Below are 26,945 nucleotides of genomic sequence, written 5' to 3' on the forward strand. Positions count from 1 at the left end.
TTCATTCTTCTTTTGTCGAGTGCTGCTGCCCGGCCCGGTAGATGCCGTCTACGCCCGCACCAAAATCGTTGATGAAGGAGTACTGCACCTGCTCTGGTTCGCTGGAGGCTCCCGGTGTGCCTTCGATGGGAAACTCGATCGTCTCGCCAGGGGCAGCCATTGCCCCATCGTCATTGCCATACTCCGTGCCGTGGGCGGTGGCTTTCACCTTGATGTAGGTAACGTGAAACGGCGTTGGGTTTGTGGCGGTCAGTACATGACGGCCGTCCTCCTTGCGCACGAACTGCCAGGTGGCTTTCGAGGGCGCACTGTTTGCATCGCCTGGTAGCCCGGTTGGGCGGAACAGCAGCTTGATGCGCGTGCGGAATGCGAACTGCAGCGAGTTTTGATGTTCGGCGCTGCCGGATGCCATGGGCGGAACTTCCAGGACGTTGAGCCAGAACAGCGATTCGCGATCACGCGGCAGCGGCTGCTGGAGGTGGATGATGCGCAGCGTCTGCCCCTTCTTCGGGTCCAGTCTGAATAGTGGGGGGGCCAGCGTGAACGGTGACTGTGCGTCTTCGGGTGTCGCGTTCGGATTTCCGCTGTCTATCCACGCCTGCACCAGCGCTGGAGAATCGCCCTCGTTGGTGAGCTTGAGGGTTACCTCCCGTTCCGGCTCGGGGTAGATGACCCGGGTCCCGGTCAGGACAACGGACGCAAGGGTTGCGGGCGCAACCAGTGCCAGGAGGAAGGCAGCGACGGCTGCGCGGCAGCGTGAAATCATGAGCATGATGAACGCGGAGCTGAGGGGGCCGGCATGTTGCCGGCGGGCGGAAGGGCCGGCATGCAGGGCATGCCGGCTGCGGACAAGAGCCTGACTGGTGTCCGGCTTATGGGTAGACGACCGAGTACATCACCGACGTACTGAGGGTGCCAGCGGTGGCGGCGCCGGTTGCGACGTACTCAGCGAAGTACTGCAGCGTTGCCGCGCCGTTTGAGATCGCTACCTGTTGCGAGTTCTGCGAGGCGAATGCAGAGCCAACGGCAATGCTCGTCAGGTCCGCGTTCAGGAGGCCAATCTGCACGTTGCCGGCGGCGGTAACGGCGGGCGTGCTCCCGCTGGCAGGGGCGGTAACCACGGTGTTTCTCAGGCGGCCTGTGCCGAGGTCAACGGTTGCACCCGGTTCAAAGTGAACCGCGGCGTTGCCGGTGTTCGGAGTACAGCCGGTGAGACGGATGTTGAATGGCGTACGGCCCGCGACGTTGTTCGCCGTAGCAAGCGTTGACGAGGAGATGGGCGGCAGTGTCACGGTGAAATTCCGGCCTCCGCCATCGCCGGAGATCGTGCAGGTCTGGGCGCTTACCCGGCCGGTAAAGGTAATGGTGCCGTCGGCTGCAAATGCCGCAGGACTCACGGCGGCCAGGACCAGGGACGTGGCGAGAATTTTTGCTCGGATGTTCTTCACTGTTGAAACCTCATGTCATTAGGTAAATGGATGTCTGTCAGGACAGATCGGCAAGATCGGCAAGATCGGCACGATCGGCGCAATTGGCACGATTGGGAAAAGGGGGGCGCAAGCCACCGATTCGGACAGAGAGGCTCAACAACATGAGTGACAGCCCCTGCAGACCGCGCTACGTCGCCACACATCGCGTCGTCCTGACAGGGGCAAAGACTATCCATTCATGTGATTTCTGATAATCATTGTTCTCCTAAATTTCTCAGCATTTTTATCAGAAAGTTCTTATATCTAATCGGAACTCTTGAGTGTTAAAGGCGACGGAAAATGAATTGACGCGCTATCCGGGGTGGCACGGTGGGCGGGATGTTTTTTCGGAAGATAGCGATGAACGATCGGAGGTTCCCTAACATGATTCCGATGGTCCGCCGCGAAATGAGAAGGGTCAGTCCGCGGTATCCTTCCCCCGTTCCCAACGGAGTTCGCGCCATGAAGACGATCTACCTCGCCGGCTTTGATGTGTTTCGCAAGGACGCGCGTGCCTGGGGCGAGCACCTGAAGACGCTGTGTGCAAGGCACGGCTACGAAGGTCTGTATCCGCTGGACAAGGCCGCGCCGTTCGGACTTTCAGGCCCGGCCACCGCGCAGTGGATCTATGAAGCCAACGTCGCGTTGATCCGTCGTGCCGACATGGTGATGGCGAACCTCGACGACTTTCGCGGCCCCGGTGAGCCCGATAGCGGCACGGCGTTTGAAGTGGGTTTTGCGGTGGCGCTTCAGAAGCCGGTCTGGGGCTATGGCGCCGATGCCGGTACGCTGCTTGACCGCGTGCGCGCCAGCACCGATGCCGATGGGGAAGCACTTGATGCGCGCGGCTATGTGGTGGAAAACTTCGGCCTGCCGATAAACCTGATGCTGGCCTGTAGCGTGCGGCTGGTGACGGGGGACGCCGAAGCGTGCCTGACCGAGATGGCCGAGGCGGACCGCCGCCGCGCTGCACGGCGCACGCAGGCGCTGCAGCAGGGCGGTCCCGAGGATTGAAGCGTCAGCGCTGCAACGACTGCACGCTGGTGGCGATATCGGCGGCGGTTGTCGCCACGATCTGCCGGTAGGCGTTCACCATGCCATCCACCTGCCCAGGCGCGGGCAATTCGGTTTCAGTGCGGCCGCCCAACACCTTGCCATCGGGCAGGCGGCGCACGGTCCAGGCGATTGTCGCGCGGGCGCGCTGACCCAGGTCGGTATCCAGGCGTACCACTTCGGTGGTAACGCGATAGACCGGCTCGACTCCCGACAACCCCTGCTGGTAGGTATCCACCGCGCCAAGTTTCGCCTGCAGTTGCTGCGACAGCGCGTCGCGCAATTCGTCAGGCAGCGGTGCCGACCAGCGCGACTGGTCCAGCAGCTTCACGCCGCCAGCATCCCCGTCGCTCACCACGAACTGCGGCCGGTTCAGGCGTTCGGGCACCCGGACCGGGGAAACTTCGATCCAGACCGGATTCGCGCCGGGCGCGGTGGTAGATACCGTCGAAGCGGCCCCCGACGCCAGCGAGTAGTAGCGCGGCTCGGGCGACGCGCATCCGTTGAGCAACGCAGCGGCCAGCGCCAGCAAAATCAGCGAGCGTTTCATCATTCGTTCTCCGTCTTGCCACGCAGCAGTGCCTCGGGGTGGCGCTCCAGATAGTCAGTCAGCGCGCGCAGCGACACGGCCGTACGCGTGAGTTCCTGCATCATGCGGCGCGTATCCTGCTGCAGCGGTGCGTCCGATGCCAGCGTGCCGTTAGCCGCGTTGAGCGTACGGCGCGCGTCCTGCAGCGCCGCCAGAACCTGCGGCGCCACGTCGCCGTGCAACTGCGTCACGAGCTTGTCGGCGTTGTCGAGCATCTTGTTCATCGACACCACGCTGGTGCGCAGGTCCTGGCCGATCTGATCGAACGGCACCTTGTCGATCTTGTTGACGATATCGCCGAGCTTGGCCTGCAGTTCGTCGAACGTGCCCGGCGTGGTTGGCAACTCGGGCATCTCCGCGTTCAGGTCAAGATCCTTCGGCGGCGGCGCCTTCGGGAAGAAGTCCAGGGCCACGTAAAGCTGCCCGGTGAGCAGGTTGCCGGTGCGCAACTGCGCACGCATGCCGCGCTTGACCAGGCCCAGCACGATATTGCGCTTCTTGGCCTCATCGGACACATCGCGCTCGCGGAAGCCCATGCGGGACGGATAGAACTCCACCACCACGGGCATGCGGAAGGCCTTCTTGTCACGCTGGTACTCGATGCCGATCGAGCGCACCTGGCCGACGATCACGCCGCGGAAATCGACGGGCGCGCCCGGCGAAAGACCGCGAACGGACTGGTCGAAGTTCAGCACCGCCAGCGCCGGTGCCAGTTCCTCGGGCTCCTTCATTGCCTCGGACTGGTCCGCTGCCAGCAGGAACTGCGTGTTCTCGGCCGCCGCCTGGGTGGCAGTGGAGTTGTCCGGCGCCTGGAAGGCCACGCCGCCCAGCAGCACGGTGACCAGCGATTGCGTAGAGATCTTCAGCCCGTTCGCGTCGAGCTTCAGGTCGACGCCGCTGGCATGCCAGAAGCGGGTATCGGCATTGACGAGCTTGTCATAGGGCTTGTTGACGAACACGCGCAGCGAGATGTCGCGACCGTTCGGATCGAGCTGGTACGCCACGACCTGGCCCACCTGCACGCGGCGATAGTAGACCGGCGATCCGATATCGAGCGATCCCAGGTCCTGCGCGCGCAGGACGAACTGGCGGCCGGAGGCGTCGGCGGTTACCACCGGCGGCACTTCCAGGCCAGTGAAGCTGCGCGTGCCCTCATGCGACTTGCCGGCATCCACGCCGATATAGGCGCCCGAAAGCAGCGTTTCCAGACCCGACACACCGCTGATCGCAAAGCGCGGACGGACCACCCAGAAGCGCGTGTCCTTCACGGCGAAGCTCTCGGCGTCCTTGGTCAGCTCGATGGTTGCGATCACGTGCGAGCGATCGGAAGCCAGCCGCACCGACTTGACCAGGCCGATATCGACGTCCTTGTAGCGGACGGCCGTCTTGCCCGGGGTCAGCCCGTCGGCGGACCGGAACGACACGCTGATTTCGGGCCCGCGCGACGCGAGCGTGTTGATCAGCAGCGAGATGCCCACCACGGCGGCGACGATCGGGATCAGCCAAACCAGTGAAGGCAGCCAGCGGGCGCGGCGCTTGCGCGCCGGCTGGGGCACACCCGCGGGAGGCGGGGGAGGGTTGTCAAGATCGGGCATTGTCGGCTTCCGGCGATTCGATGGAGGGGGAGTGCGCGGTCTCGAGAGAGTCCCACAGCAGGCGCGGGTCGAAGCTCAGTGACGCCAGCATTGTCATGACGACAACAGATGCAAACGCAAGCGCTCCGGCCCCGGGGATGATCGTGGCCAGCGCCCCGGCCCGCACCAGCGAGGCCAGCAGCGCCACAACGAAGATATCGAGCATGGACCAGCGGCCGATCACTTCGACCAGTCCGTACAGCCGGGTCTGCTGGCGAATACGCCATGTCGATTTCAGATGCACCGACACCAGCAGCAGCGTCAGGATCATCATTTTCAGCAATGGGACGACGATGCTCGCGACCAGCACCACACCGGCCAGCATGTGCGAACCGGACAGCCACAGGTAGAGCACGCCTGACAGGATCGTGTCGCGCTGCACGCCGAGGATCGACTGGGTGACCATCACCGGCAGCAGATTGGCCGGGATATACAGGATGTACGCGGCCAGCAGGAATGCCCAGGTGCGCGCCAGGCTGGCCGGCTTGCGACGATGCAGCGTGGCGCCGCAGCGCGGGCACGGCTCGCCTTCGAGCGTCATCGGGCTGACCAGGTCGCAGGCATGGCAGGAGATCAGCCCGCGCGACGTGGCGGTAGGCACCTGCGCCAGCGGCGTGCGTTCGTCGTCATCGGTCAGTTCAGCCACCACATCGGCGGCCATGCGGCGCGAGCGTGCAAGCTGGTCACGCGCCTTGGTGGTGCGAGAGGGGCGCTGTGGCTCGCTCATGACGTGGCGTCCGGTGATCCGGGCGGGACGTCGTCCGCGTCGGGGGTTTCAAGGTAGTGCCACAGGTCGCGCGGATCGAACGACAGCATCGCGGCCAGCACCACCACCAGCGCACCGAACGACCACAGCGCCACGCCGGGCAGCACCTGTGCCATTGACGACAGCTTCACCACCGTGACGAGCACGCCGATCATGAAGACTTCGATCATGCCCCATGGCCGCGTCTGGCGGATGCCGCGCACGATGCTGTCGAAACCCGGCGGCATGCGTTTCCTGGCCATCGGCACAAGCAGATAGCACATCATCAGCATCTCTGAAAGCGGAAACAGGATCGTCGTGGCAAACACGAGCATTGCCACCAGCGTCATGTGGTCCGCCTGGAGCGCCTGCACGGCGCCCCACAGCGTGGTTTGCGTGCGCACGCCCTTGAGGTCCATCTCGACGATCGGATACGTGTTCGAGATCAGGAACAGGATCAGCGCGGTCGTCACCAGCGGCAGCAGACGGCGATAGGCGTGCGCGCTTTCGCGATACAGCGCGCCGCCGCAGCGCAGGCAGGTGGCACGCTCGCCGGGCGCGAGCGAGGTTCGCTCGTACAGTGCGTCGCAGTACTCGCACGCCACGAGCCGGTGCAGGTCCGGCTCGGGCATTGCCGGCGTGCCGTGATCGTGGCGCTCAGGCATCCGGCGTCAGGTGGGACGGCGGCGGTGCAGTGACGGTCGTCACGCCGGCGCGTTCCTGATTGCCGATGGTCCAGTCGCGCAGCAGCGCATAGGCCACCGCCAGCACGGTCGGGCCGATGAAGACGCCCAGGAAGCCGAACGCCAGCGCGCCGCCCAGCACACCCATCATGATCCAGATCAGCGGCAGGCCGGTGCCCTTGCTGATCAGCAGCGGCTTGATCACGTTATCGGCCATGCCGACCACCCCGGCGCCCCACACCACCATGAAGATCGCCCAGCCCGTATCGCCGCTGTGATAGAGCCACAGGGCAGCAGGAATCCAGACGAGCGGCGGGCCCACAGGTATTACCGAAAGGAAGAATGTGACAAAGCCGAGAATCGCCGCGCCGGGCACGCCGGCAATCCAGTAGCCGATGCCGGCCAGTACGGCCTGCACGAAGGCGGTGCCCAGCACGCCGTAGACCACGCCCTTGACCGTGCTGCCAGCCAGCGCCAGCAGGTGATCGGCGCGTTCGCCGGCCACGCGGCGCATGCCCCCGCGCAGCCATTCCACGGCGAGTTCGCCGCCGGTGTAGAAGAAGAACGCCAGCACGATCGACAGTGCAAGCTGGCCAAGGCCCGCGCCGATCGACAGGCCAGCGCCGAGCAGCACATGCCCCACCGGTGCAATCAGCTTGCGCAGGCTGGCCAGCGTGTCGGAATCGGCGGTGATGACCTTGTTCCAGCCAGTCTCAAGCTGTGGCCCGACGTAAGGCAGGCTGCTGAGCCAGTCAGGCAATTGCGGAAGGCCATGCTCGGTGTAGCGGTTGACCAGCGCGGTCAGTTCGTCGAGATGGGCCGAGAAGCTGGCGCCGGCGTAAACAAAGGGCCCGAGCACGATCACGGCGGCAATCAGCACGCAGATCAGCGCGGCCAGGACGCGCCGGTTGCCAAGCCAGCGCGTCAGCACGGTATACGGATGCCACGAGCTGAAGGCCAGGATCGCGCCCCATACCAGGGCCGTGGCAAATGGCGCGAGTACGACCAGCGAACCGCCGATCAGGACGATCAGCGCAAATACTGCAGCCAGCTTCTCAATCAGTTGTCCGGAACTCATCTATGCAGGCCAGAGGGCGTCCAAGTTACAAGAACGCCGTAAGCATAGCGGAATTCGATGTGACGTCCGGGTTTCCCCTCAATGCGTCACGAGACGACGGCATCGCGCCGCAGCAGCGCCGCGACCAGATCCGATTGCGTGACCATGCCCACCACGCGCTTGTCGGTGTCGATCACCGGCACATGGTGCAGACCGCCATCGGAAAACGCATGCGCCAGTTCCACCATCGGCTGGTCCGTATGCGCGGTCACCACCACGCGCGTCATCAGCTCGCGCACGGTGCCGTTGACGCGGCGCGAGTTTGCACGGTGCGCGCGGAAGAAGTCGCTTTGCGTGACGATGCCGAGCAGGCGGCGCTGGCGGTCCACTACGGGCAGGGCCTTGATGTGATGACGCGCCAGCAGCGCGGCCGCATCGGCGGCAAGCTGGCCGGGCCGCACGCCCACCACGTCGCGGGACATGATGTCGCCGCAGCGCACGTCGCCAAAGCGGCGCGAGTAGGCGCGCAGTTCGGCGGCGACCAGGATCGCCTCGAGATCGTCTTCCTCGATGTCCAGGAATTCGCCGCGCGCAGCCAGTACCGCGTCAAGGTCGGCACGCGTGAAGCCCACGCGGCGGCTCGGTGGCACGTCACGCGTGAGGTGCTGCGAGGGCGGCTCGGGCGGCCGGTGCGGGTAGCGGCGGCGCGTGAAATTGTTGAACGCCAGCGCCGTGAGCAGCAGCAGCATCGAGTTGATCGCCACCGGCACCACCACGAAGCCGAAGCCAAGCGCCTGCACGGCCGGGCCGCCAAACACGGCCGTGATCGCCACTGCGCCGCTGGGCGGGTGCACACAGCGAAGCTGGAACATCAGCGCGATGGACACCGCAACCGCCACGCCGGCCGCCAGGCCCGGGGCCGGAATCCAGCGCGCGCATGCCACGCCGACCGTGGCGGCCACGAGGTTCCCGCCGATGATCGACCACGGCTGCGCCAGCGGACTGGACGGCACCGCGAACAGCAGCACGGCCGACGCCCCCATCGGTGCCACGAACCACGGATTGAAGCCTTCCAGGAAGTGGCGGCAGATCCATTCAGTGATGAACAGGCCAATCAAGGCGCCGATGCAGCTTTTGAGCCGCTCGCGGCGGTTGGCGGCAATTGGCATCGGCACGAATGTGCGTAGCCAGGCACGAGTTTCGGCCACGGATGTGGAAAGGAATGCGGCAGGCATCGAATTCGGGGGCGTCTTTTGGCGATACGGGGGCGATTCGGGGGCGTTCCGGGGCATCTCCCGGTGGATTCGGGGGCGCTCCAGGCGTTGCAGCGTATCACGCTCCAGGAGCGCGAGCCCGCCAATATATCATGACGTGATATATTCCGCCGGGCCGGCAATTCTGCCGGCAACGAAGCCGCCCCCGCTCATGCATACAGAAGTTCATACAGTCGAAAAACGCGACTACGCGGTCAATCGCCGCCTGCCCATGCTGGCCGCCATCGCGCTGGCCATCGGCGCCATCAGTACCGGCGCCGCGTTCGTGCTGGTCAACCTGATTCACTTCTTCACCAACCTGTTCTTTTTCCAGACGCTGTCTTTCGCCGACCGCTCGCCAGCCGGGCACGCACTGGGCCCCTGGGTCATCGTGGTGCCGATGGTCGGCGGCCTGATCGTCGGCCTGATGGCGCGTTATGGGAGCGACAAGATCCGCGGCCATGGCATTCCCGAGGCCATCGAATCGGTACTGTTCGGCAAAAGCAAGATGTCGGCGAAGGTGGCGGTGCTCAAGCCGCTGTCGTCGGGCATCGTGATCGGCAGCGGCGGGCCGTTCGGCGCCGAAGGGCCGATCATCATGACCGGTGGCTCCATCGCGTCGCTGCTGGCGCAATACCTGCACCTGACCGCAGCCGAGCGCAAGACCTTGCTGGTGGCCGGCGCGTGCGCGGGCATGACCGCGATCTTCGGCACGCCGCTGGCCGCCGTTCTGCTGGCCGTTGAACTGCTGCTGTTCGAACTGCGCCCGCGCAGCCTGCTGCCCGTGGCGCTGGCGTGCGCGGTGGCCGGCTTTCTCCGGCCGTTCGTGTTCGAGGCCGGGCCGCTGTTCCCGCTGCAGACACCGCCGGCCAGCACGCTGGCGCTTGGCTCGTGCGTGCTGGCGGGCCTGCTTTGCGGCGCGCTTGGCGCGGGGCTTACGCTCGCGCTGTATCGCACCGAGGATGCGTTTTCCCATCTGCGCGTGCACTGGATGTGGTGGCCGGCCATTGGCGGCCTGGTGGTGGGGATCGGCGGCTATTTCGAACCGCGCGCGCTGGGCGTGGGCTATGACGTGATCGGTGACCTGCTCAACAACCGGCTGGTGATCGAGGTGGCGCTGGCGCTGCTGGCGGTGAAGGCGGTGATCTGGATTGCCGCACTGGGCTCGGGCACGTCGGGCGGCGTGCTTGCGCCGCTGCTGATGCTCGGCGCGGGCCTTGGGGTGGTGCTGGCGCCGGTGCTGCCGGGCGGATCGCCGACACTATGGGCGCTGGTCTGCATGGCCGGCGTGCTGGGCAGCGTGCTTGGCGCGCCGCTGACCGCCATCGTGTTCGCGTTCGGCCTGACGCACGATAGCGAGGCGCTGCTGCCGCTGTTGCTGACCACTGCCGTGGCTTACGGCTTCTCTGTGCTGACGATGAAGCGCTCGATCATGACCGAGAAGATCGCGCGCCGCGGTTTGCACATCTACCGCGAATACGGCGTTGATCCGCTCGAACGCGCCCATGTGGACGAACTGATGACGCGGGAGGTGGTGTCGATCGACGCCGATCTGCCCGTGGCTGAAGCGCTTCCGCGTCACTTCGGCGATCACGCCGCGCATCGTGCCTACCCGGTGGTCAGGCAGGGCCGCGTGATCGGCATGCTCCATCGCGCGGCGATCGTCGCGGCCCATGCGGGCGACGATGCCGGGCTGACCTGTGGAGATCTTGTGGCGGACACCCATGCCAGGCCCGCGGTGCTGCTGCCGGCGCAGACCGGCCGCGCCGCTGCCGGAAGCATGGCGGCGCTCAGCGTGGCGCGCCTGCCCGTGGTGGACGACGAGGCCACGATGCGGCTGATCGGCATCCTCTCGCTGCGCGACCTGCTTGCGCCCAGCGGCCACGTCCTGCACGAGGAAACCCAACGCGAGCGGCTTCGCGGGATGGCGACAAGGGCATTTAGCCGGCCCGTATAGTGCCTTCCAGGCAACGTCCGATCGCGGTGCTGTCATTTTGTATGGTTGTTCTTATCAGGATGGTCGCCAAGGCTAGCAATCTGACCAGTTTGTTAGCTATTTTTTGACGTGCGCGGGCACCAGAATTCACTCACCAAACGCAAGAGTGAATACAAGGAGCCCCGCCGTGACAGATCGCCCGACCATCCTTCTGGTTGCCCCCACGTTCTATGACGTGTCCTACAGCATCAATCCGTGGATGGACCCCGCGGCATGGGCGCGGGACCCGCGCGGCATGCATCGGCACGCGATGTCGTCGTTCGATGCGCTGCGCGAAGCGCTTGGCACCGCCGGATTCACAGTCGAGGTTGTGGAAGGTGCGCCCGGGCAGCCGGACATGGTGTTCCCCGCCAACGCCGCGGTTGTGCTCGACGGCAAGGCCGTTCTGGCCCGCTTCCGCTATCCACAACGGCGTGGCGAGGAAGCGCCCTTCGCCGGGATCTTCGAGAACCTGCGCGCGCGCGGCCTGATCGACAGCGTCGAAACGCTGCCGGACGGCTGCTACCAGGAAGGCGCCGGGGATTGCATCTGGGACGCGCAGCGCGGTCACTTCTGGGCCGGCTTCGGCCCGCGTTCGACACGCGAGGCGGCGGACGCCATGGCGCAGCATTTCGGCCAGCAGGTGGTCCCGCTGGAACTGGCCACCGAACAAAGCTATCACCTCGATGTCTGCTTCTGCCCGCTGGCCGGCGGCGATGTCCTGTACTACCCGCCAGCATTCAGTGCGTCCGCGCTGCAGACGATTCGCGCCCATGTTCCCGCAGCGCAGCGTATCGAGGCCACCGAGGACGACCTGCGCCACTTCAGCGTGAATGCGGTCAATCTCGACGACCAGGTTGTGATGACGCGCACCACGCCGCATCTGCGGACCGAACTGGGCCGCCGCGGCTACCGGCTGCATGAGGTGGATCTGTCGCCGTACATGCTGTCAGGCGGCGGGGCGTATTGCATGACGTTGCGTCTCGATCGCGTCAGCGCGCCCGTGCAGCGCGCGGCCGCGGCATGAGAGGGAGTCCGAAATGAAGCATGCGCATAAGGAAACCGGGATGACGCGGTTCCTGGACGCAGGGGATGTAGCGGCCCTGGTGCGGACCATCGGCGTATCCACGGCAATCATGCAGATGTCGGACTGTGTGCGTCAGGACTTCCTGCGCTGGCACGCCTTCGAAAAATCGGCACGCATGGCCAGTCATTCGCCGCTCGGCGTGATCGAACTGATGCCCGTCAGCGATGGCGTCCAGTTTGCGTTCAAGTACGTCAACGGCCATCCGCGCAATGCGCTGCACGCGATGCCGACGGTGATGGCGTGCGGCATGCTGGCCGAGGTGCAAACCGGATTTCCGTTGCTGCTGGCAGATCTCACGCTGGCCACGGCCTTGCGTACGGCGGCGGCATCGACGCTCGCCGCGCGCGCAATGGCCAGGCCCGGTGCGCGCACCATGGCCCTGATCGGCAATGGCGCGCAGGCCGAGTTCCAGTCGCTCGCATTTCACGCGAGCGTTGGTATCGAAACTATCCGTGCCTATGACATCGATTCGCACGCCACTGCGCGGCTGATGCGCAATCTGGCGGGCGTGCCGGGGCTGAAGATCGTCCCTGTGAAGTCGGTGCGCGAGGCACTTGCGGGCGCCGACATCGTGACCACGGTGACTGCGGACAAGACGCGCGCGACGATCCTGACGCCGGACATGATCCGGCCCGGCATGCATCTCAATGCTGTGGGCGGCGATTGCCCCGGCAAGACCGAACTACATGTCGATATCCTGCACCGCGCACGCATCGTGGTCGAATACGCGCCCCAGTCGCGCCTGGAGGGAGAGATCCAGCAGTGGCCGGAAGCGCCGGTCAGCGAGCTCTGGGAAGTGTTGTCGGGCACGGCGCGGGGCCGTAGCGATCCCGACGACGTGACGATCTTCGACTCGGTCGGCTTTGCGCTGGAAGATTATTCGGCGCTGCGCTGGCTCCATGCCGCCGCCATTGCGCATCATGCGGGCCGCTTCGTCGAGCTCGTGGCCATGCCGCCCGATCCGCGCGATCTCTATGGCTGGATGATGACGCCCGATGCGGTTGCGTTCGACGACACCGGGGCCGCCGCCGACAAGTCTGTTGCCGTCGCGTGAGGCCCATCGAGCGTGCTCAATGCGAAAAACGGCCCGGACGAATCCGGGCCGTTTGGCCAATCTCGGGAACGGGGATGCTCAGGCGCCCGCGCGTCCCATCATCAGTTGCGCACGCAGGAAGCCCTTGATCTCTTCCAGCGACGGCGTCTTGAGGAACACCATGATGCCCCATTGCTGGAGTGCATCGGCTACCCCTTCGTAGGCCTGGCGGTTTGTAATCACCGCGAAGACCATTCGCTGACGCGAGAAGAAGTTCTGCAGCTTTTCGATCGTCGCAGCCTGCGCATCGTTCAGCTCCTCGACGTAGTAGAGCACCACGCGCGGGCGGGAATCGACCGACGTGATCAGTGTGTCCACGACATCCTCAAGCACCTGGCTCTTCAGCGGCAGCGACCACTTGCCCAACTGGGCGCTGATGCGCTGCGCTTCCGTGTGGTTCGGATGGAAGACCACGAGATCGAGGTCGTGCCCCATGGCGACGTCCGGCAGCGACCGGCTTTCCAGCAGCCGGTGCACGGTTTCCTTGTGGATGCGCCTGTGGCCACCGTTGGTTTTCCAGGCGCCAAGTTCTCCGCGCTCGACCATCTTCTGGACGGTGCCCAATGAGACGTTAAGAAGCTTTGCTGCAGTTCGTGTGCTGTAGTACGGCTTTTCAGCCAGTTCTGGATCCAGTTTCATCCAATCACCCGTAGTATCGATCGGCAACACAGTGCAACAACATGCACTCCGTGGCGCCTTCGGACACGCCACGCCGGCAAAAGAAGCCGGGCTGCCGAATTTTTACTGACCCTGATGCTTTTGCGACCCGCCATTGGCCGGTCTTTGTTGCTTTTGATTTATTGGTTGAAGCGCTTAAATAACCGCTAAATAATCGCTATTAAGTAACCGCTTCAAGTAACGCTTCAGGAACTGCTTCCGGTCGCCGTGCACGCTTTCGGTGCCGCGCTCCGTCAAACGTCTTCAAAGTCAAATGCTGTCAAACGCCAATAGTATGGTTTCAAGATGATTCATCGCTACAGGGAAATCAACGATTGGCGTCGCACTTTTGTTGTTTAACGTACGTCGGGGATTCCAGGTGGACACTGGATGCCAATGATCATGTTGCGATATGTATCAAAGAGCGTCCGCCGTACAGGAGGACAGACACCTCAGCGCCGCTGCCAGTTCCCACCTTGAAGACATTTCGTACATTGCCACAGAGTTATGACGAGAGTCCGTATTTGCGAACCTTGTCGAACAGGGTGGTTTTGGCAATGCCGAGTGCCTCGCCCGCGCGCGTCAGATTGCCGTCGTTGCGGCGCAGCGCATCGGCGATCAATGCGCGTTCGAACTGTTCCACGGCCTGTGCAAGCGGCAACCCGGCCGGTGGCGTGCCATCGTGTGCGGACTCTCCCGGCCGGCAGCCAAGCCCCAGCACGTGGCGCTCGGCGAGATTGCGCAATTCCCGCACGTTGCCAGGCCAGGGGTAGGCCACCAGCGTGGCCAGTTCCGCAGGGGTGACAGGGATCGCTTCGCGCTCGAAGCGCAGCGCCGCCTGTGCAACAAAATGTTCGAACAATAGCGCGATGTCTTCGCGGCGTTCGCGCAGCGGCGGCAGTTCCAGCGTTACCACGTTGAGGCGGTAATACAGGTCCGCACGGAACTGTCCCGCATCGGCCAGTGCACGCAGATCGGCCTTGGTTGCCGCCACGACGCGCGTGTTGACCTGCACCGGCTGGTTCGATCCCAGTCGTTCCACCACGCGTTCCTGCAACACGCGAAGCAGCTTGATCTGCATCTGCATCGGCATGCTCTCGATCTCGTCGAGGAACAGCGTGCCGCCTTCGGCGTGCTCGATCTTGCCGATGCGGCGTTTTGCCGCGCCGGTGAACGCGCCGGCTTCGTGGCCGAATATTTCAGACTCGAAGAGCTGCTCGGGCAGGCCGCCGCAGTTGATTGGCACGAAATGCCGCGCGCGGCGTGCGCTCGATTCGTGCAGGCAGCGTGCCACCAGTTCCTTTCCGGTGCCGGTTTCGCCGTGAATCAGGACATTGGCGGAGGTGTCGCCAAGGCTGGTGATCATCTGGCGCAGCCGTTCGATGGCCGGGGAATGGCCGATCAGCCGTGTGGACAGCGATTCGCGTCCGGACAGCCGCGCACGCAGGTCGGCCACTTCAAGGGCCAGGCGGCGTTTCTCCAGCGCGCGCCGGCAGGTAGCCACGAGCCGTTCGGGCGAGAAGGGCTTCTCCAGGAAATCGTAGGCGCCTTGTTTCATCGCCTGCACGGCCAGCGTGATGTCGCCGTGGCCGGTGATCATGATGACGGGCAGGGTCGCGTCGCGCGTGGCGAGTTCGCGCAGCAGGGCCATGCCGTCGGCGCCGGGCAGGTGGATATCGCTGACGACGATGCCCGCGTAGCCGGCGTCGACTTCGCGCAACGCGGCTTCGGCGCTGCCCACCGCAAGCGTGGCAATGCCTTCCAGGCGCAGCGCCTGTTCGCAGCCAAGCCGCACATCGGGATCATCCTCGACGATCAGCACGGTCAGCTCGGCCATGTGGTTGGCCGTAGGGTCGGCCGGCGCCGCGTCCGCGGCCATGGAGATCTCGATCGGATTAGCCGACATTGCGAAGTGCCTCGCGCGCCTGCGGCAGCGCCAGCGTAAAGCAGGCGCCGCCGTCGGGATGGTTGATCGCGGTCAGGTTGCCGCCGTTCTCGTTGAGGATGCCCGCAGACAGCGTCAGGCCAAGACCCAGACCCTCGCCGGCCGGCTTGGTGGTGAAGAACGGTTCGAACAGCCGTGCGAATGCGGCCTCCGAAAGGCCTGTTCCGTTATCGCGCACGGTCAGGTGGACCATGCCGCCGCCTTCGCCCGTTTCATACGCATGCAGCGAAAGCAGTGGATCTGAGCGGCCACGCAGTGCATCAAGCGCATTGCCGATCAGGTTGACCAGCACCTGTTCGAGCCGGTTCGGGTCGCAGGCCACTGCCAGGTGCGGATCGATATGGCGTTCGATCCGGGGAGCCACCGCAGCCACCCGCGTTTCCAGCAGGAACAGCGCGTTGTCGACGGCCTCGCCAAGGTGTGCCGCGCTGCGCTGGCCCAGCGATGGCTTGCGGGCGAACGACTTGAGTGCGCCCGTGATGCGGCCCATGCGCTCGACCAGGCTAACGATCTTGTCGAGGTTCTGCTGAGCAGTGTCGTAGTCGCCGCGCGCGAGGAACTTGCCGGTATTGCCGGACAGCGTGCGCAGCGCGGTCAGCGGCTGGTTCAGTTCGTGCGCGATGCCTGCCGACATCTGGCCCACGGCGGCAAGCTTGCCGGCCTGCATCAGCCCGTCCTGCGCCTGACGCAGGACCGTTTCGGTGCGAATCCGCTCGGCCACTTCGGACTGGAGCTGATGGTTGGTGGCGGAGAGGTCCGCCGTGCGCTCGGCTACCTTGCGTTCCAGTTCGCTGTTGGCGGCTTCGAGCGCGGCGCGGGCTGCCAGCCGTTCGCCGATGATGCGCCTGCGCACGTTCCACGCGGCGCCCAGCAGCAGCACGAAGGCAGCCAGCACACCGGCCAGCACGGCACTGTTGATCGCCGCCACGCGGTCCTGGGAGGTGTTGCTCAGCAGGGTCAGGTCCCAGTCGGTGCCGGGCAGCGCCAGATGCTGGGCCAGCATTGGCGGGCCCTGGTGCAGCCGCACGAGAGCGTCGCCACCCTGGGCCGGACTATTGCCGAGCGGCCGCAAGGTCGAGAGTCCAAGTTGCGGCAGCGGCGCGCGGTTGTACTGCAGGCTGCGGTCAAGCCTGGCTCGCTGTTCTTCGCTGAGCGGGCGCAGCGCGGCCAGCTTCCAGGACGGGTCTGAGGCCAGGATCACCACTCCGTTCTCATCGGCCAGCAGCATCTGGCTGTCGTTGCCTTGCCAGCGGTTTTCCAGCGGCTCCAGGCCGATCTTGACTACGGCCACGCCCACGGGCCGGTCGCGGTCGCCGAGCGGCGCGGACAGGTAGTAGCCGGATTCACTGCGCGTCGTGCCGACGCCGTAGAAGCGGCCAAGCTGACCCTCGACCGCCGCGCGGAAATAGGGGCGGAAGCTGAGGTCTTCGCCAAGATAGCTGTCCGGGCGCTGGGAGTTGCTCGTGGCCAGCACCTTGCCGTGCGCGTCGAGCACGTAGATCACGCGCGTGCCGGCGCGCCCGTTCAGCGATGCCAGATAGGCGTTGGCCTGCGCAACGCGCTCGGGGTTGCCCGGCTGGCGCAGCAGCCCTTCGATGCGCGCATCCAGCGAAAGCAGGCTCGGCACATAGTCATAGCGCGCCAGTTCGCTTTCCAGCGTCTGGGCGTAGAGCCGCAACTGCACCTGGCCGCGCTCGGCCTGGCGCGCCAGTGCGGTCTCATAGGTATAGCGATAGCCGAGCCAGCCGGCCAGCGTGACCATGGCGGCCAGCGCAAGCAGGGCGAGGAACTGCGCCACGCGGCGCCACGACGAGGGCACGCCGCCGCCCTCGGGCTGACCGGGGACGGCAGGGGATTCTAGGGGGGTAATCATGCGGAATCGGTGAAACGGATGCCGCCGAGTGACGTATCGGGTGGTTCCGGTGGTTCCGGATGCGCTTTCACGCATTTGGGTGATCCGTCGCAATCGGCAAGGCGACGTTTTACCACACCCGGGGCAGCGCCCGCCCGAAATGCAAAAAGGCCCGGTTGCCTGATCGGCAACCGGGCCCTGGCACGCCTGGCAGCAAATTACTTGCTGGCCAGGACCTGAGCGGGTGTCAGGCCGGCATTGCTGTCTTCGGAGGTGTCTGCCTCGTCAGAGAGTTCCGGCGCGCCGATCGCGCCTTCGCTTTTGGCGACGACGGTCGTGGCAATGGCATTGCCAAGCACGTTGGTGACGGTGCGGCCCATATCGAGGATATGGTCGATGCCGAGCACGAGCAGGATGCCAGCCTCGGGCAGGCCGAACATCGGCAGCACGGCGGCCACTACAACCAGCGATGCGCGCGGCACGCCGGCGATGCCCTTGCTGGTCACCAGCAGCACCAGCAGCATGGTGATCTGTTGGCTCAGCGAAAGCTGGATGCCGTACACCTGTGCCACGAACAGCGCGGCAAAGGAGGTGTACATGATCGAACCATCAAGGTTGAACGAGTAGCCCAGCGGCAGCACGAAGTTCGAGATGCGCGACTTGACGCCGAAACGCGTGAGCTGGTCCAGCACCTTCGGGTAGGCCGACTCGCTGCTGGCCGTGGCGAAGCCGATCATCAGCGGCGCGCGCAGCTGGCGGATCAGGCGGAACACGTCGCGCCCCAGGAAGAAGTAGCCACCGGCGATCAGTGCCAGCCACAGCAGCGCCAGCGCCGCGTACACGCTGCCCAGCAGCTTGGCGTACACCACCAGCACGCCCAGGCCCTGCGTGGTGATCACCGCGGAGACCGCGCCGAACACGCCCACCGGTGCGAAGGCCATCACGTAGTTGGTGACCTTGAGCATGACGTGGCCCAGGCCGTCGATGGCGGCCAGCACGGGCTTGCCCACGCCGTCCTTGAGCGTTCCCAGCGCGAAGCCGAAGAACAGCGAGAACACCACGATCTGCAGCACCTCGTTGGTGGCCATCGCCTCCACGAAGCTCTTCGGGAACATGTGGGCGATGAAGTCGCGCAGGTTCAGCGCGCCGGTCTTCAGGTTCGACGCAGCGTCAGCGGCCGGCAGCGGCAGGTTCATGCCGTGGCCCGGCGTGAGCAGGTTGGCCATCATCAGGCCCAGCAGCAGCGACGTGATCGACGCGGCGATAAACCAGGCCATCGCCTTCATGCCGATGCGGCCAACGGTCTTGCCGTCACCCATGCTGGCAATACCGGAGACCAGCGTGGCGAACACCAGCGGGCCGATGATCATCTTGATCATCCGCAGGAACACGTCGGTCAGGATCGACAGGTAGTCGGCAATCGACTTCGCGGCGGCGGCGTCCGGCGCGAGGTTGTGCGCAGCAGTGCCGGCGATTACGCCGAGCAGCATCGCGATGAAGATCAGGGTTGGCAGTCGTTTTGTCATCGTGGGTACATCCTCCTTTTTACTCTGTGTGGCGCACGCATCTCCCGGGGGGCGGTGCGGCCACACGTTGTGTCCTACGGCGGCGCCTAGAGTGCACGACCCGTGCCAGCCCCGTTGCATCTGGATACAGATGTAAGTGGATGAATACAAAGGGATTTTGCGAGTGACTTGCGCGCGTCGTTCGGAATTCCGGACGTACGGGCAAAAACGCCGTTCGGGTTTCCGAACGGCGCGAGCGGGAGGGAATCGATGGATGTGCGGCCCTGTTCACGCGGGGCCGATGTCGTCAGGTTTCGGCGCCTTCGCAGATTTCCAGGAACGCCTCGATCGGCATGGGCCGGCCTATCGCGTAGCCCTGTGCGTAGTCCACCCCGATCGCGCGCAGCGCCTGCAGCGTGGATTCGTCCTCGACCCATTCGGCCACGGTCCGCACGCCGAGCCGGTGGCCGATGTCGTTGATCGAACTGACGATCTCGCGATCCACCACGTTGACGGCCAGGTTGCGGATAAAGCTGCCGTCGATCTTCAGGTAATCGACCGGGAACTGCTTCAGGTACGAAAACGACGACAGGCCCGAACCGAAGTCGTCCAGCGCCACCGTGCAGCCCGCGCGGCGCATCTCGGCCACCAGGCGGCTGGCGGCCGTCATGTTGTTGATCAGCGCGGTTTCGGTGATTTCCAGCAGGATCCGCTCCGCAGGCAGCACGGAGTCTTCCAGTACGGTGTGCAGGAACGGCAGCAGGAACGGCTCGCCAAGCGAATTGGCCGACAGGTTGATCGCCACCGACAGATCCGGCACGCGCGCCAGCCGTTCGCCGTATTGCTGGAGCACGTTGCGGATCACCCAGCGGTCGATGTGGCCCATCAGGTCATAGCGCTCGGCCGCCGGGATGAAGGCGCCGGGCATGATCAGCGTGCCCAGCTCGTCCACCATGCGCACGAGGATTTCCACATGGCGCACGTTTTCGACTTCGGGATGCAGCGGGTGGATTTCCTGCACGTACAGCCGGAAGCGGTTGGCTTCCAGGGCCGAGTGGATGCCCGCGGCAACTTCGAGTTCGCGGTGGTGGCGGCGCGCATCGCTTTCGTCTCGTCGATAGACCGACACGCGGTTGCGGCCGGCTGCCTTGGCCGCGTAGCAGGCCACGTCGGCGCGGCTCATCAGTTCGCCCATCGGCGGCGCGTCGGCGTCGATCGCGGCGATGCCGATGCTTGCGCCCACATCGTAGACACGGCCATTCCACGGGAAGCGGCGCTCGCGGATCGCGTCGATGGCCTTCTGGCAGACCTGCTCGGCGTGGTCGATGCTGCAGTCCTTGAGCAGCAGCGCAAATTCGTCGCCGCCCAGCCGCGCCAGCAGGTCGTCGGGGCGCACGTGGTGGCGGATCACGTGGCCGAGTTCGCGCAGCAGCACGTCGCCGGCGCCGTGGCCGGCCGTATCGTTGACGATCTTGAAGCGGTCCAGGTCGATAAAGCACAGCGCGGCGTGATGGCCGTGCAGCCGCGCTTGCTCGCAGGCTTCGCGCAGGCGCTTCTCGAACCACGCACGGTTCGGCAGGCCGGTCAGCGCGTCATGGGTGGCCGAGTGGGCCAGTTCGCGCTGCAGCGCGCGCGCCGTGGTGATGTCCTGGAACACCAGCACCGCGCCCAGCACGCCGCCATCGTTGGTCAGCACCGGCGCGGCGGAGTCCTGCACGTCGTGCCGTTCGCCGGTCAGGCTCTGCAGCACCGCCCCTTCCTGCAGGTAGGCGGGGCGCAGCGTTTCCAGGCATTGCTCGACCGGGCTGGGGATCGTGAGGCCGGTGATTTCGTCGACGATGCTGAAGACCTGGTCGAGAGGCTGGCCCATCGCCGCGTCCATGCTCCAGCCTGTGAGTTGCTCGGCGATCGGGTTCATGAACGTGACGCGCATGACGCGATCGGTACAGATCACGGCGTCGCCAATCGAGCGCAGCGTGATCTGCAGCCGCTCCTTCTCCTCGAACAATGCCCGGGTCAGCGTGCGCTGTTCGGTGATGTCCCAGTTCGTGCCAACCAGCGCGCGGGTGCCGCCATCTTCCTGGTGCGAGATGGTTGCCATGGCGCGCACATGCCGGACCTCGCCGGTGGGCCGCATGATGCGGTATTCGGTGTCGAACCGCCGGGCGCCGCGTATTGCCTGCCGCATCTCGGAGCTGACGCGGCTGACGTCCTCCGGATGGACCATCGCAATCCACTGGGCCAGCGTCGGCGGGCCCAGTTCGGTGGACGTGCCGTGCAACGCGTGCATGCGCGCATCCCAGGTGATGGTCGCCGTCGTGAAATCCCACTCCCAGATGCCCACGCCCCCGGCTTCGACGGCAAGCTGCGTGCGGCGGGTCAGCGCCTCCAGTTGTTCCTGGGCCAGCTTGCGCGTGTGGATATCCTCGACCTGCACGATGAAGTGGTCGGGCTGGCCCGTGTGCTCGTCGCGCACCAGCGAGACCGCCAGCAGCGCCCACAGGTAGTGTCCCTGCTTGTGCCGATAGCGCTTTTCCAGCCGGTACGAGTCGATCTCGCCAGCCAACAGGCGATCAAGCAGGCTCAGGTCGGCGGCGAGGTCGTCCGGGTGGGTAATGTCGTGGAACGGCAAGTCGCGCAGTTCCTCGGCGCTGTAGCCCAGCAGGTCCACCATCGCGTGGTTGACCAGTTGCCAGCGGCCATCGAGCCCGACCAGCGCCATGCCGATTGCCGAATGCTCCAGCGCCTGGCGGAAGCGCCGTTCGCTGCTGCGCAGTTCGATTCGGCCAGTGCGGTTCTGCTCGGTCATGAAAGCAATGCAGACCGGGAACACCATGATCAGCGCGCCTGACAGTGGCGCCTCACGCGAGGCGAGGAACTGCAACCCGCCAAGATGGGCGATCGCCTCCGCGGACAACGCGGACACCAGCGTCAGCAGCGCCGTGGCAAACGGATTGCTGGCCAGCGCCACGATGACCAGCGGCAGCGACATCACGACGAACGGCTCGTGGCCAGCCAGGATCGCGCCCGCACCAATCCCCATGCAGAGCGCGAACAGTGCCGTCAGGCGGATCAGCATGGGACGCCGCAGCGTGGCATGCACACGCTCGCGCGAGATCGAAACCATCAGCGGCAGCAGCATCACAATGCCGATGGCACCGGCATTCCACCAGTTCCACCAGACACGCGGAAACTGGGTGCCGTATGTGGCGGACAGCACCGTGGCGCCAAGCACGCCGCTGATGGCCGGCCCAACCGTGGCCGCCACGCCGAGCGTCAGGGCGAACGTGGCCAGCGTCCCGACGCGCGCAAGCGCACCGTGGGCGGCCATCAGCCGCAGCAGCATGGCCGTGCAGCCGATCTCAAGCAGGTTCGCACCGGCCAGCAGCAGTGACACAACGATGGGGTGGCCCGCCAGCAAATTGGCGGCGATATCGGCCGCCAGCATCGCCGCCAGCAGCAACGGCGCTTCGCGCCGCGGGCGGTGCAGCAGAAGACCCAGCCCGAACGCGTTGGCCATCCACAACGCCGCGCCGGTTCCCGGCATGCGTCCCATCCAGATGCCTGCCACGGCCAGCGCGAAGTAGCCCGCAGCGGCCAGCAGCAGGCCCCAGCGGGCGGCTGGCACGCGTGGCAAGAGGGAGGAACGGGGAGCGGCCGTTTCAGGCGTCATCTTTTTCGCTATCCGGGAGCGCGGGGGCGCGTGAAGACGCGCTTTTGGCAATGCGGACACGGGTGCGATGGTCGGACCCTGCCCAGCGTAGACCGCACTTTAATCGTGCCGCGTGAAATTCAACAGCCGATTAAACGGGCGCGACGATGCTCTGTTGGGGCTGGCGCTTGGGGCAGAAGTTTGGTATGGCCGCGAATCGCCGCGATTACCTCATGCGTAATCGCGCCGCATCGGCCGGGCGACGATCATCGAGTCATGGCGAATCACAACCCGCTGATGACAAGGAGCACACGATGACCGCACCCGCCGCCAACAACGCCGACAACGCCAATGCCGCGCTGACCGATCTGGCTGACCGCTATCTGGCCGCCTGGAACGAAACCGACGCAGGCCGCCGCCGCGACCTGATCGGCCGCACCTGGACCGAATCGGCGGTCTATGTCGATCCGCTCATGCGCGGCGAAGGCCATGCCGGCATCGACGCGATGATCGCCGGCGTGCAGGCGCGCTTCCCCGGATTCCAGTTCCGCCGCGTTACACCGGTGGACGCCCACGGCGAACACCTGCGCTTTACCTGGGAACTGGGCCCGGATGGGGACGCTGCGCTGGTGGTGGGTACTGACTTCGCCACGGTATCGGCCGACGGCCGGCTCAAGGGCATGACCGGATTCATCGACCGCGCACCGGCCGGGCTGGCCGGCTGAGCGCTCTACTTTTGCCACTGACCAGCGCCCCTCTCCCACAAGTGGGAGATGGGCGTTTTAGCCCCCTGTGCACGCGCCTCCTTCGTATGTACCATCCCGCACAGAACATCCAACAGGCAGCCGCTCCAATCAGCCCGGCGGCTTCAGGCATGGTCAGAGGGGGTACCGATGAACGTCAAACGCTTCTTTCGGATTGCCAGTTCGGCAGCGATCTCTTTCACGGTGTTCGTGGTGGTTGCCGTCGGCAGTACGTACTGGTGGGGCGGGCGCAAGCTCGAACGCAAGGTCGACGTGGCCGTGCAGCCCGTGACCTTCCCGGCCGATGCCACGGCCATCGCCCACGGCAAGTATTTGTACGAGTCGCGCGGCTGCATGGATTGCCATGGCGCAGCGGGCACCGGCAAACAGGTGTTTGACGAAGCGAACGGCTTCCGCGTGCGCGCCCCCGATATCACGCGCGGCAACCTCGCCATCGACAAGTACCAGCCGCAGGATTGGGACCGGACGATTCGTCACGGCGTGGCGCCCTCCGGCCGCCCGCTGCTGGTGATGCCGAGCGAGGACTACAACCGGCTTTCCAATGACGATTTCGCGGCGCTGGTCGCCTATGTCCGCAGCCTGCCGCCCGGTGAAGGCAAGGCTGCCGACCTGCACCTGCCGTGGTTCCTCCAGGGCCTGTACGGCGCCGGCGTCATCAAGGACGCTGCCGAGAAGATCGACCACACATTGCCGCCGTCGCCGGCAATCGCCGCAGCCGTCAACGCGCAGTACGGCGCCTATGTCGCCAATTCCTGCAAGGGTTGCCACGGCGCGACCCTGCGCGGCGGCGATATTCCCGGCGCGCCGCCTGACTGGCCACCCGCCGCTGACCTTCGACCTTCTGGCGTGATGAAGAAATATCCGCAGGCCGACCAGTTCGTGGCCATGATGCGCAGCGGCAAGCGTCCCGATGGGACGGAGGTAAGCCGCGTGATGCCGTTCGGTGCGTTCGCGAAGATGAACGATACCGATCTCAATGCCCTGTATTCGTTCCTCGCCGCGAAATAATCCCCGTTTCGGTGCGCGCGTGGAATGTGAGCGGCGCTGCGCAGATTTTTTCTATTTGCACTATCCTCGTCGGGTCCGCCGGGGTGGCCAGGAATTTGTCATCCTCCCGGCGGCAGGATGAACAACTGAATGGGCAACGCACCCCAGGAGTATCCCCCGATGACTTCCCTCACCATCAACGGCAAGACCGTGGACGTGGACGCCGATCCGTCCACGCCGCTGCTGTGGGCACTGCGCGACAACCTCGGCATGACCGGCACCAAGTTCGGTTGCGGCATGGCCTCTTGTGGCGCCTGCACGGTACATATCAACGGCCAGGCCACGCGTAGCTGCGTGATGCCGATCTCCGGCACGGCCGGCAGCAAGATCACCACCATTGAAGGCGTGGGCGACGACAAGGTCGGCCGCGCCGTGCTGGCGGCCTGGATCAAGCACGACGTCGCGCAATGCGGCTATTGCCAAAACGGCCAGGTAATGAGCGCAGTGGGTCTGCTGCGCACCAAGCCGCGCCCGACCGACGCCGATATCGACCAGGCCATGGCTGGCAATGTTTGCCGCTGCGGCACCTATCAACGGATTCGCGCGGCAATCAAGGAAGCCGCGCGCGCCATCGCCTGAGGAGCCATCATGCGAATTCGTGGCATTGAAGCGCTCGCAGGCGGCAATGGTGCGCAGGCCGGGAAGCCGGATGCGGTTGCACCGCTGACACGCCGCAGCTTCCTGAAGCTGACCGGCATGGCCGGTGGCGGGCTTGCGCTTGGCATCGGCAGTGTCGTGGAAACGGCAGAGGCCCAGGGGCAGGGCGCGGCCAAGCCGGCTTCGCCTCCGCAGGCGTTCCTGCAGATCGCGCCGGACAACACGGTGACGGTTGCCGTGAACCGGCTTGAATTCGGCCAAGGCGTGCACACGGCATTGCCGATGGCGCTGGCCGAAGAACTCGACGTCGACTGGAAGAACGTGCGCGCGATGCTGGCGCCAGCGGGCGATCCGTACAAGGACCCGATGTTCGGCATTCAGATGACAGGCGGCTCCACGGCAGTCAATCACTCGTTCGAACAGTACCGCGAGCTGGGCGCACGGGCGCGGGCAATGCTGATTTCCGCAGCCGCGCAACAGTGGAAGGTGGACCCGGCAAGCTGCACGACGTCGCTCGGCGTGGTGAGTTCTGGCACCAACCGTGCAACCTATGGCGAACTCGCGCAGGCCGCGATGGCGCTGCCGGTGCCCGCGCAGGTCAAGCTGAAGGACCCGTCGCAATTCCGCATCGTCGGCAAGCCGACGCCGCGCCTTGACGCCGCCTCGAAGCTCCATGGCGATGCCGTGTTCGGCCTCGACGTGAAGTTAAAGGACATGAAGGTGGCCGTGGTAGCGCATCCGCCGCGCTTCGGCGGCAAGGTCAAGTCGTTCAACGCCGACAAGGCACGCAAGGTCAAGGGCGTGGCCGATGTCTTCCTCGTGCCCGTGGATCGCGGCGGCACGGGCGTGGCCGTGGTGGCCGACGGCTACTGGCCTGCCAAGACCGCGCGCGAAGCGCTGGAAATCGTCTGGGAAGACACGGGCTCAAAGGTAAGCACCGCCGCGCTGTTCGACGAGTACAGCAAGCTGGCCACGCAGCCGGGCACGGTGGCCAGGCCACTGGACGGCGGCGGCAATATCGACACGGCGCTGTCGGGCGCCGCAAAGGTGATCGAGGCCGAGTATCGCGTGCCGTACCTGGCCCATGCACCGATGGAGCCACTGAACTGCACGATGCAGGCCGAGATCGCGGGCAACAAGCCCACGGCGCTCAAGGTGTGGGTGGGCTCGCAGTTCCAGACCATCGACCAGGCCGCGATGGCGCGCACGCTCGGCCTGACGCCGGACAAGGTCACGCTGAACACGATGATGGCTGGCGGCGGCTTCGGGCGCCGTGCCGTGCCGACTTCCGATTACCTCGTGGAGTCGGCCAACGTGATGCGCAGCTGGATCGCCAACGGCCACACCGAACCGCTCAAGGTGATGTGGAGCCGCGAGGACGACATCAAGGGCGGCTACTACCGTCCGCTGCATGTGCACCGCGCGCGTATCGGGTTGGATGCGCAGGGCAAGGTGGTGGGCTGGCAGCACACGATCGTCGGCCAGTCGATCCTTGCCGGCACGCCGTTCGAGCCGATGATGGTCAAGAACGGCATCGATGCGACGATGGTCGAAGGTATCGCCGAGAACGACTACGGCCTGCCGCTGCAACTGAGCGTGCACGCACCTAAGATCGACGTGCCGGTGCTCTGGTGGCGTTCCGTAGGCAACACGCACACAGCTTTCGTCAAGGAAACACTGGCCGACGAGATGGCCACCGCCGCGAAGCAGGATCCCGTGGCATGGCGCATGGCGCGGCTCGACGAAAAGGCGCACGCGCGCCATCGCGCAGCACTGCAGCTTGCCGTGGACAAGTCCGGCTACGGCAAGAAGAAACTGCCGAAGGGGCATGCGTGGGGCGTGGCCGTGCACGAGTCGTTCGGCTCGGTCGTGGCGTACGTCGTCGACGTGTCGATCGAAAAGGGTCAGCCGAAGGTGCACCACGTCACGGCCGGCGTGCACGCCAACCGCGTGGTCAATCCGCTGACCGCGGAAGCCCAGATCCAGGGCGGCTGCGTGTTCGGCCTGTCGATGACCAAGCCCGGATTTGCGATCGAGATCGAGAACGGCGTGGTGAAGAACAGCAACTTCCCCGACTATCCGCCGCCGCGCATGCCCGATGCGCCGGTGGTGGACGTGTTCTTCGTGCCATCGAACGACAACCCAACCGGCCTCGGCGAACCGGGCGTCCCGGCAATCTCCCCGGCCATCGCCAACGCGCTGTTCCGCCTGACCGGCAAGCGCCAGCGGCAGATGCCGTTTGTGTTGACCTAAGGCGTCTCAACACCTGGGGTTTGCTCCCCTCTCCC

The 26,945-nt window shown here is 65.4% G+C and carries 21 protein-coding genes; 8 read left to right on the forward strand and 13 right to left on the reverse strand.

Annotated features, from left to right (window positions below; all coding sequences use genetic code 11):
• Position 1: 1 nt before the first annotated feature.
• A complete protein-coding gene (locus B552_RS0108840) occupies positions 2-772 on the reverse strand; it encodes a fimbria/pilus periplasmic chaperone (protein ID WP_019448646.1) in 771 nt (256 codons plus the stop codon).
• 100 nt (positions 773-872) lie between these two features.
• Positions 873-1,448 (reverse strand): fimbrial protein, encoded by a 576-nt coding sequence (locus tag B552_RS0108845; RefSeq protein ID WP_019448647.1) that lies wholly within the window; start codon positions 1,446-1,448, stop codon positions 873-875.
• Positions 1,449-1,931: 483 nt separating this feature from the next.
• Here B552_RS0108845 and B552_RS0108850 point away from each other — a divergent pair, with 483 nt between their 5' ends.
• Positions 1,932-2,483, forward strand: a complete 552-nt coding sequence (locus tag B552_RS0108850) for a nucleoside 2-deoxyribosyltransferase (protein WP_019448648.1) — start codon at positions 1,932-1,934, stop codon at positions 2,481-2,483.
• A 4-nt stretch (positions 2,484-2,487) separates the two neighbouring features.
• Here the strand turns inward: B552_RS0108850 and B552_RS0108855 are convergent, their stop codons facing one another.
• From B552_RS0108855 to B552_RS0108880, 6 genes are all read right to left on the reverse strand, one after another.
• Positions 2,488-3,075 carry a PqiC family protein gene (locus B552_RS0108855; protein WP_019448649.1) on the reverse strand — a complete coding sequence of 196 codons (588 nt, stop codon included), beginning with the start codon at positions 3,073-3,075 and terminating at the stop codon, positions 2,488-2,490.
• Positions 3,072-4,706 (reverse strand): MlaD family protein, encoded by a 1,635-nt coding sequence (locus B552_RS0108860; RefSeq protein ID WP_019448650.1) that lies wholly within the window; start codon positions 4,704-4,706, stop codon positions 3,072-3,074. The genes B552_RS0108855 and B552_RS0108860 overlap by 4 nt, the downstream gene beginning before the upstream one ends.
• A complete protein-coding gene (locus B552_RS0108865; RefSeq protein WP_019448651.1) occupies positions 4,693-5,472 on the reverse strand; it encodes a paraquat-inducible protein A in 780 nt (259 codons plus the stop codon). Before B552_RS0108865 ends, B552_RS0108860 begins: the two co-directional genes overlap by 14 nt.
• Positions 5,469-6,155 carry a paraquat-inducible protein A gene (locus tag B552_RS0108870; RefSeq protein WP_019448652.1) on the reverse strand — a complete coding sequence of 229 codons (687 nt, stop codon included), beginning with the start codon at positions 6,153-6,155 and terminating at the stop codon, positions 5,469-5,471. Before B552_RS0108870 ends, B552_RS0108865 begins: the two co-directional genes overlap by 4 nt.
• Entirely contained in the window at positions 6,148-7,251 is a 1,104-nt protein-coding gene (locus B552_RS0108875; RefSeq protein ID WP_019448653.1) for an AI-2E family transporter, read from the reverse strand. The genes B552_RS0108870 and B552_RS0108875 overlap by 8 nt, the downstream gene beginning before the upstream one ends.
• An 86-nt stretch (positions 7,252-7,337) precedes the next feature.
• Entirely contained in the window at positions 7,338-8,465 is a 1,128-nt protein-coding gene (locus tag B552_RS0108880) for an HPP family protein (protein WP_019448654.1), read from the reverse strand.
• A 190-nt stretch (positions 8,466-8,655) separates the two neighbouring features.
• Here B552_RS0108880 and B552_RS0108885 point away from each other — a divergent pair, with 190 nt between their 5' ends.
• The 3 genes from B552_RS0108885 to B552_RS0108895 all read left to right on the forward strand — a co-directional run bounded on the left by B552_RS0108885 (position 8,656) and on the right by B552_RS0108895 (position 12,599).
• Positions 8,656-10,440, forward strand: a complete 1,785-nt coding sequence (locus B552_RS0108885) for a chloride channel protein (RefSeq protein WP_019448655.1) — start codon at positions 8,656-8,658, stop codon at positions 10,438-10,440.
• 166 nt (positions 10,441-10,606) lie between these two features.
• Positions 10,607-11,485 (forward strand): arginine deiminase-related protein, encoded by an 879-nt coding sequence (locus B552_RS0108890; RefSeq protein ID WP_019448656.1) that lies wholly within the window; start codon positions 10,607-10,609, stop codon positions 11,483-11,485.
• Positions 11,486-11,498: 13 nt separating this feature from the next.
• On the forward strand, positions 11,499-12,599 hold the full coding sequence (locus tag B552_RS0108895) for an ornithine cyclodeaminase (RefSeq protein WP_019448657.1): 1,101 nt from the start codon (positions 11,499-11,501) through the stop codon (positions 12,597-12,599).
• A gap of 78 nt (positions 12,600-12,677) precedes the next feature.
• Here B552_RS0108895 and B552_RS0108900 read toward each other — a convergent pair whose 3' ends face one another.
• The 5 genes from B552_RS0108900 to B552_RS0108920 form a co-directional block, all read right to left on the reverse strand.
• Positions 12,678-13,277 carry a helix-turn-helix domain-containing protein gene (locus tag B552_RS0108900; RefSeq protein ID WP_026035469.1) on the reverse strand — a complete coding sequence of 200 codons (600 nt, stop codon included), beginning with the start codon at positions 13,275-13,277 and terminating at the stop codon, positions 12,678-12,680.
• Between the two features lie 523 nt (positions 13,278-13,800).
• Positions 13,801-15,132, reverse strand: coding sequence for a sigma-54 dependent transcriptional regulator (locus B552_RS0108905; RefSeq protein ID WP_026035470.1), 1,332 nt, complete (start codon positions 15,130-15,132; stop codon positions 13,801-13,803).
• Between the two features lie 58 nt (positions 15,133-15,190).
• The gene (locus tag B552_RS0108910) at positions 15,191-17,002 is read right to left on the reverse strand and encodes a cache domain-containing protein (protein WP_237718182.1); all 1,812 of its coding nucleotides are present in this window, start codon (positions 17,000-17,002) and stop codon (positions 15,191-15,193) included.
• Between the two features lie 308 nt (positions 17,003-17,310).
• Positions 17,311-18,618, reverse strand: coding sequence for a dicarboxylate/amino acid:cation symporter (locus B552_RS0108915; RefSeq protein ID WP_019448661.1), 1,308 nt, complete (start codon positions 18,616-18,618; stop codon positions 17,311-17,313).
• 286 nt (positions 18,619-18,904) lie between these two features.
• Complete coding sequence (locus tag B552_RS0108920) at positions 18,905-22,270, reverse strand: diguanylate cyclase (protein ID WP_026035471.1); 3,366 nt, start codon at positions 22,268-22,270, stop codon at positions 18,905-18,907.
• 293 nt (positions 22,271-22,563) lie between these two features.
• Between B552_RS0108920 and B552_RS0108925 the strand changes: the two genes are divergently transcribed.
• The 4 genes from B552_RS0108925 to B552_RS0108940 all read left to right on the forward strand — a co-directional run bounded on the left by B552_RS0108925 (position 22,564) and on the right by B552_RS0108940 (position 26,910).
• Positions 22,564-22,974: a nuclear transport factor 2 family protein gene (locus B552_RS0108925; protein ID WP_019448663.1), complete on the forward strand. Its 411-nt coding sequence runs from the start codon at positions 22,564-22,566 to the stop codon at positions 22,972-22,974.
• A 168-nt stretch (positions 22,975-23,142) separates the two neighbouring features.
• Positions 23,143-24,021, forward strand: coding sequence for a c-type cytochrome (locus B552_RS0108930; RefSeq protein WP_019448664.1), 879 nt, complete (start codon positions 23,143-23,145; stop codon positions 24,019-24,021).
• Between the two features lie 159 nt (positions 24,022-24,180).
• On the forward strand, positions 24,181-24,639 hold the full coding sequence (locus B552_RS0108935) for a (2Fe-2S)-binding protein (protein WP_019448665.1): 459 nt from the start codon (positions 24,181-24,183) through the stop codon (positions 24,637-24,639).
• 9 nt (positions 24,640-24,648) lie between these two features.
• Positions 24,649-26,910, forward strand: a complete 2,262-nt coding sequence (locus B552_RS0108940; RefSeq protein ID WP_019448666.1) for a xanthine dehydrogenase family protein molybdopterin-binding subunit — start codon at positions 24,649-24,651, stop codon at positions 26,908-26,910.
• Positions 26,911-26,945: the final 35 nt, after the last annotated feature.

The organism is Cupriavidus sp. BIS7, assembly GCF_000292345.1.
Classification (GTDB): Bacteria; Pseudomonadota; Gammaproteobacteria; order Burkholderiales; family Burkholderiaceae; genus Cupriavidus.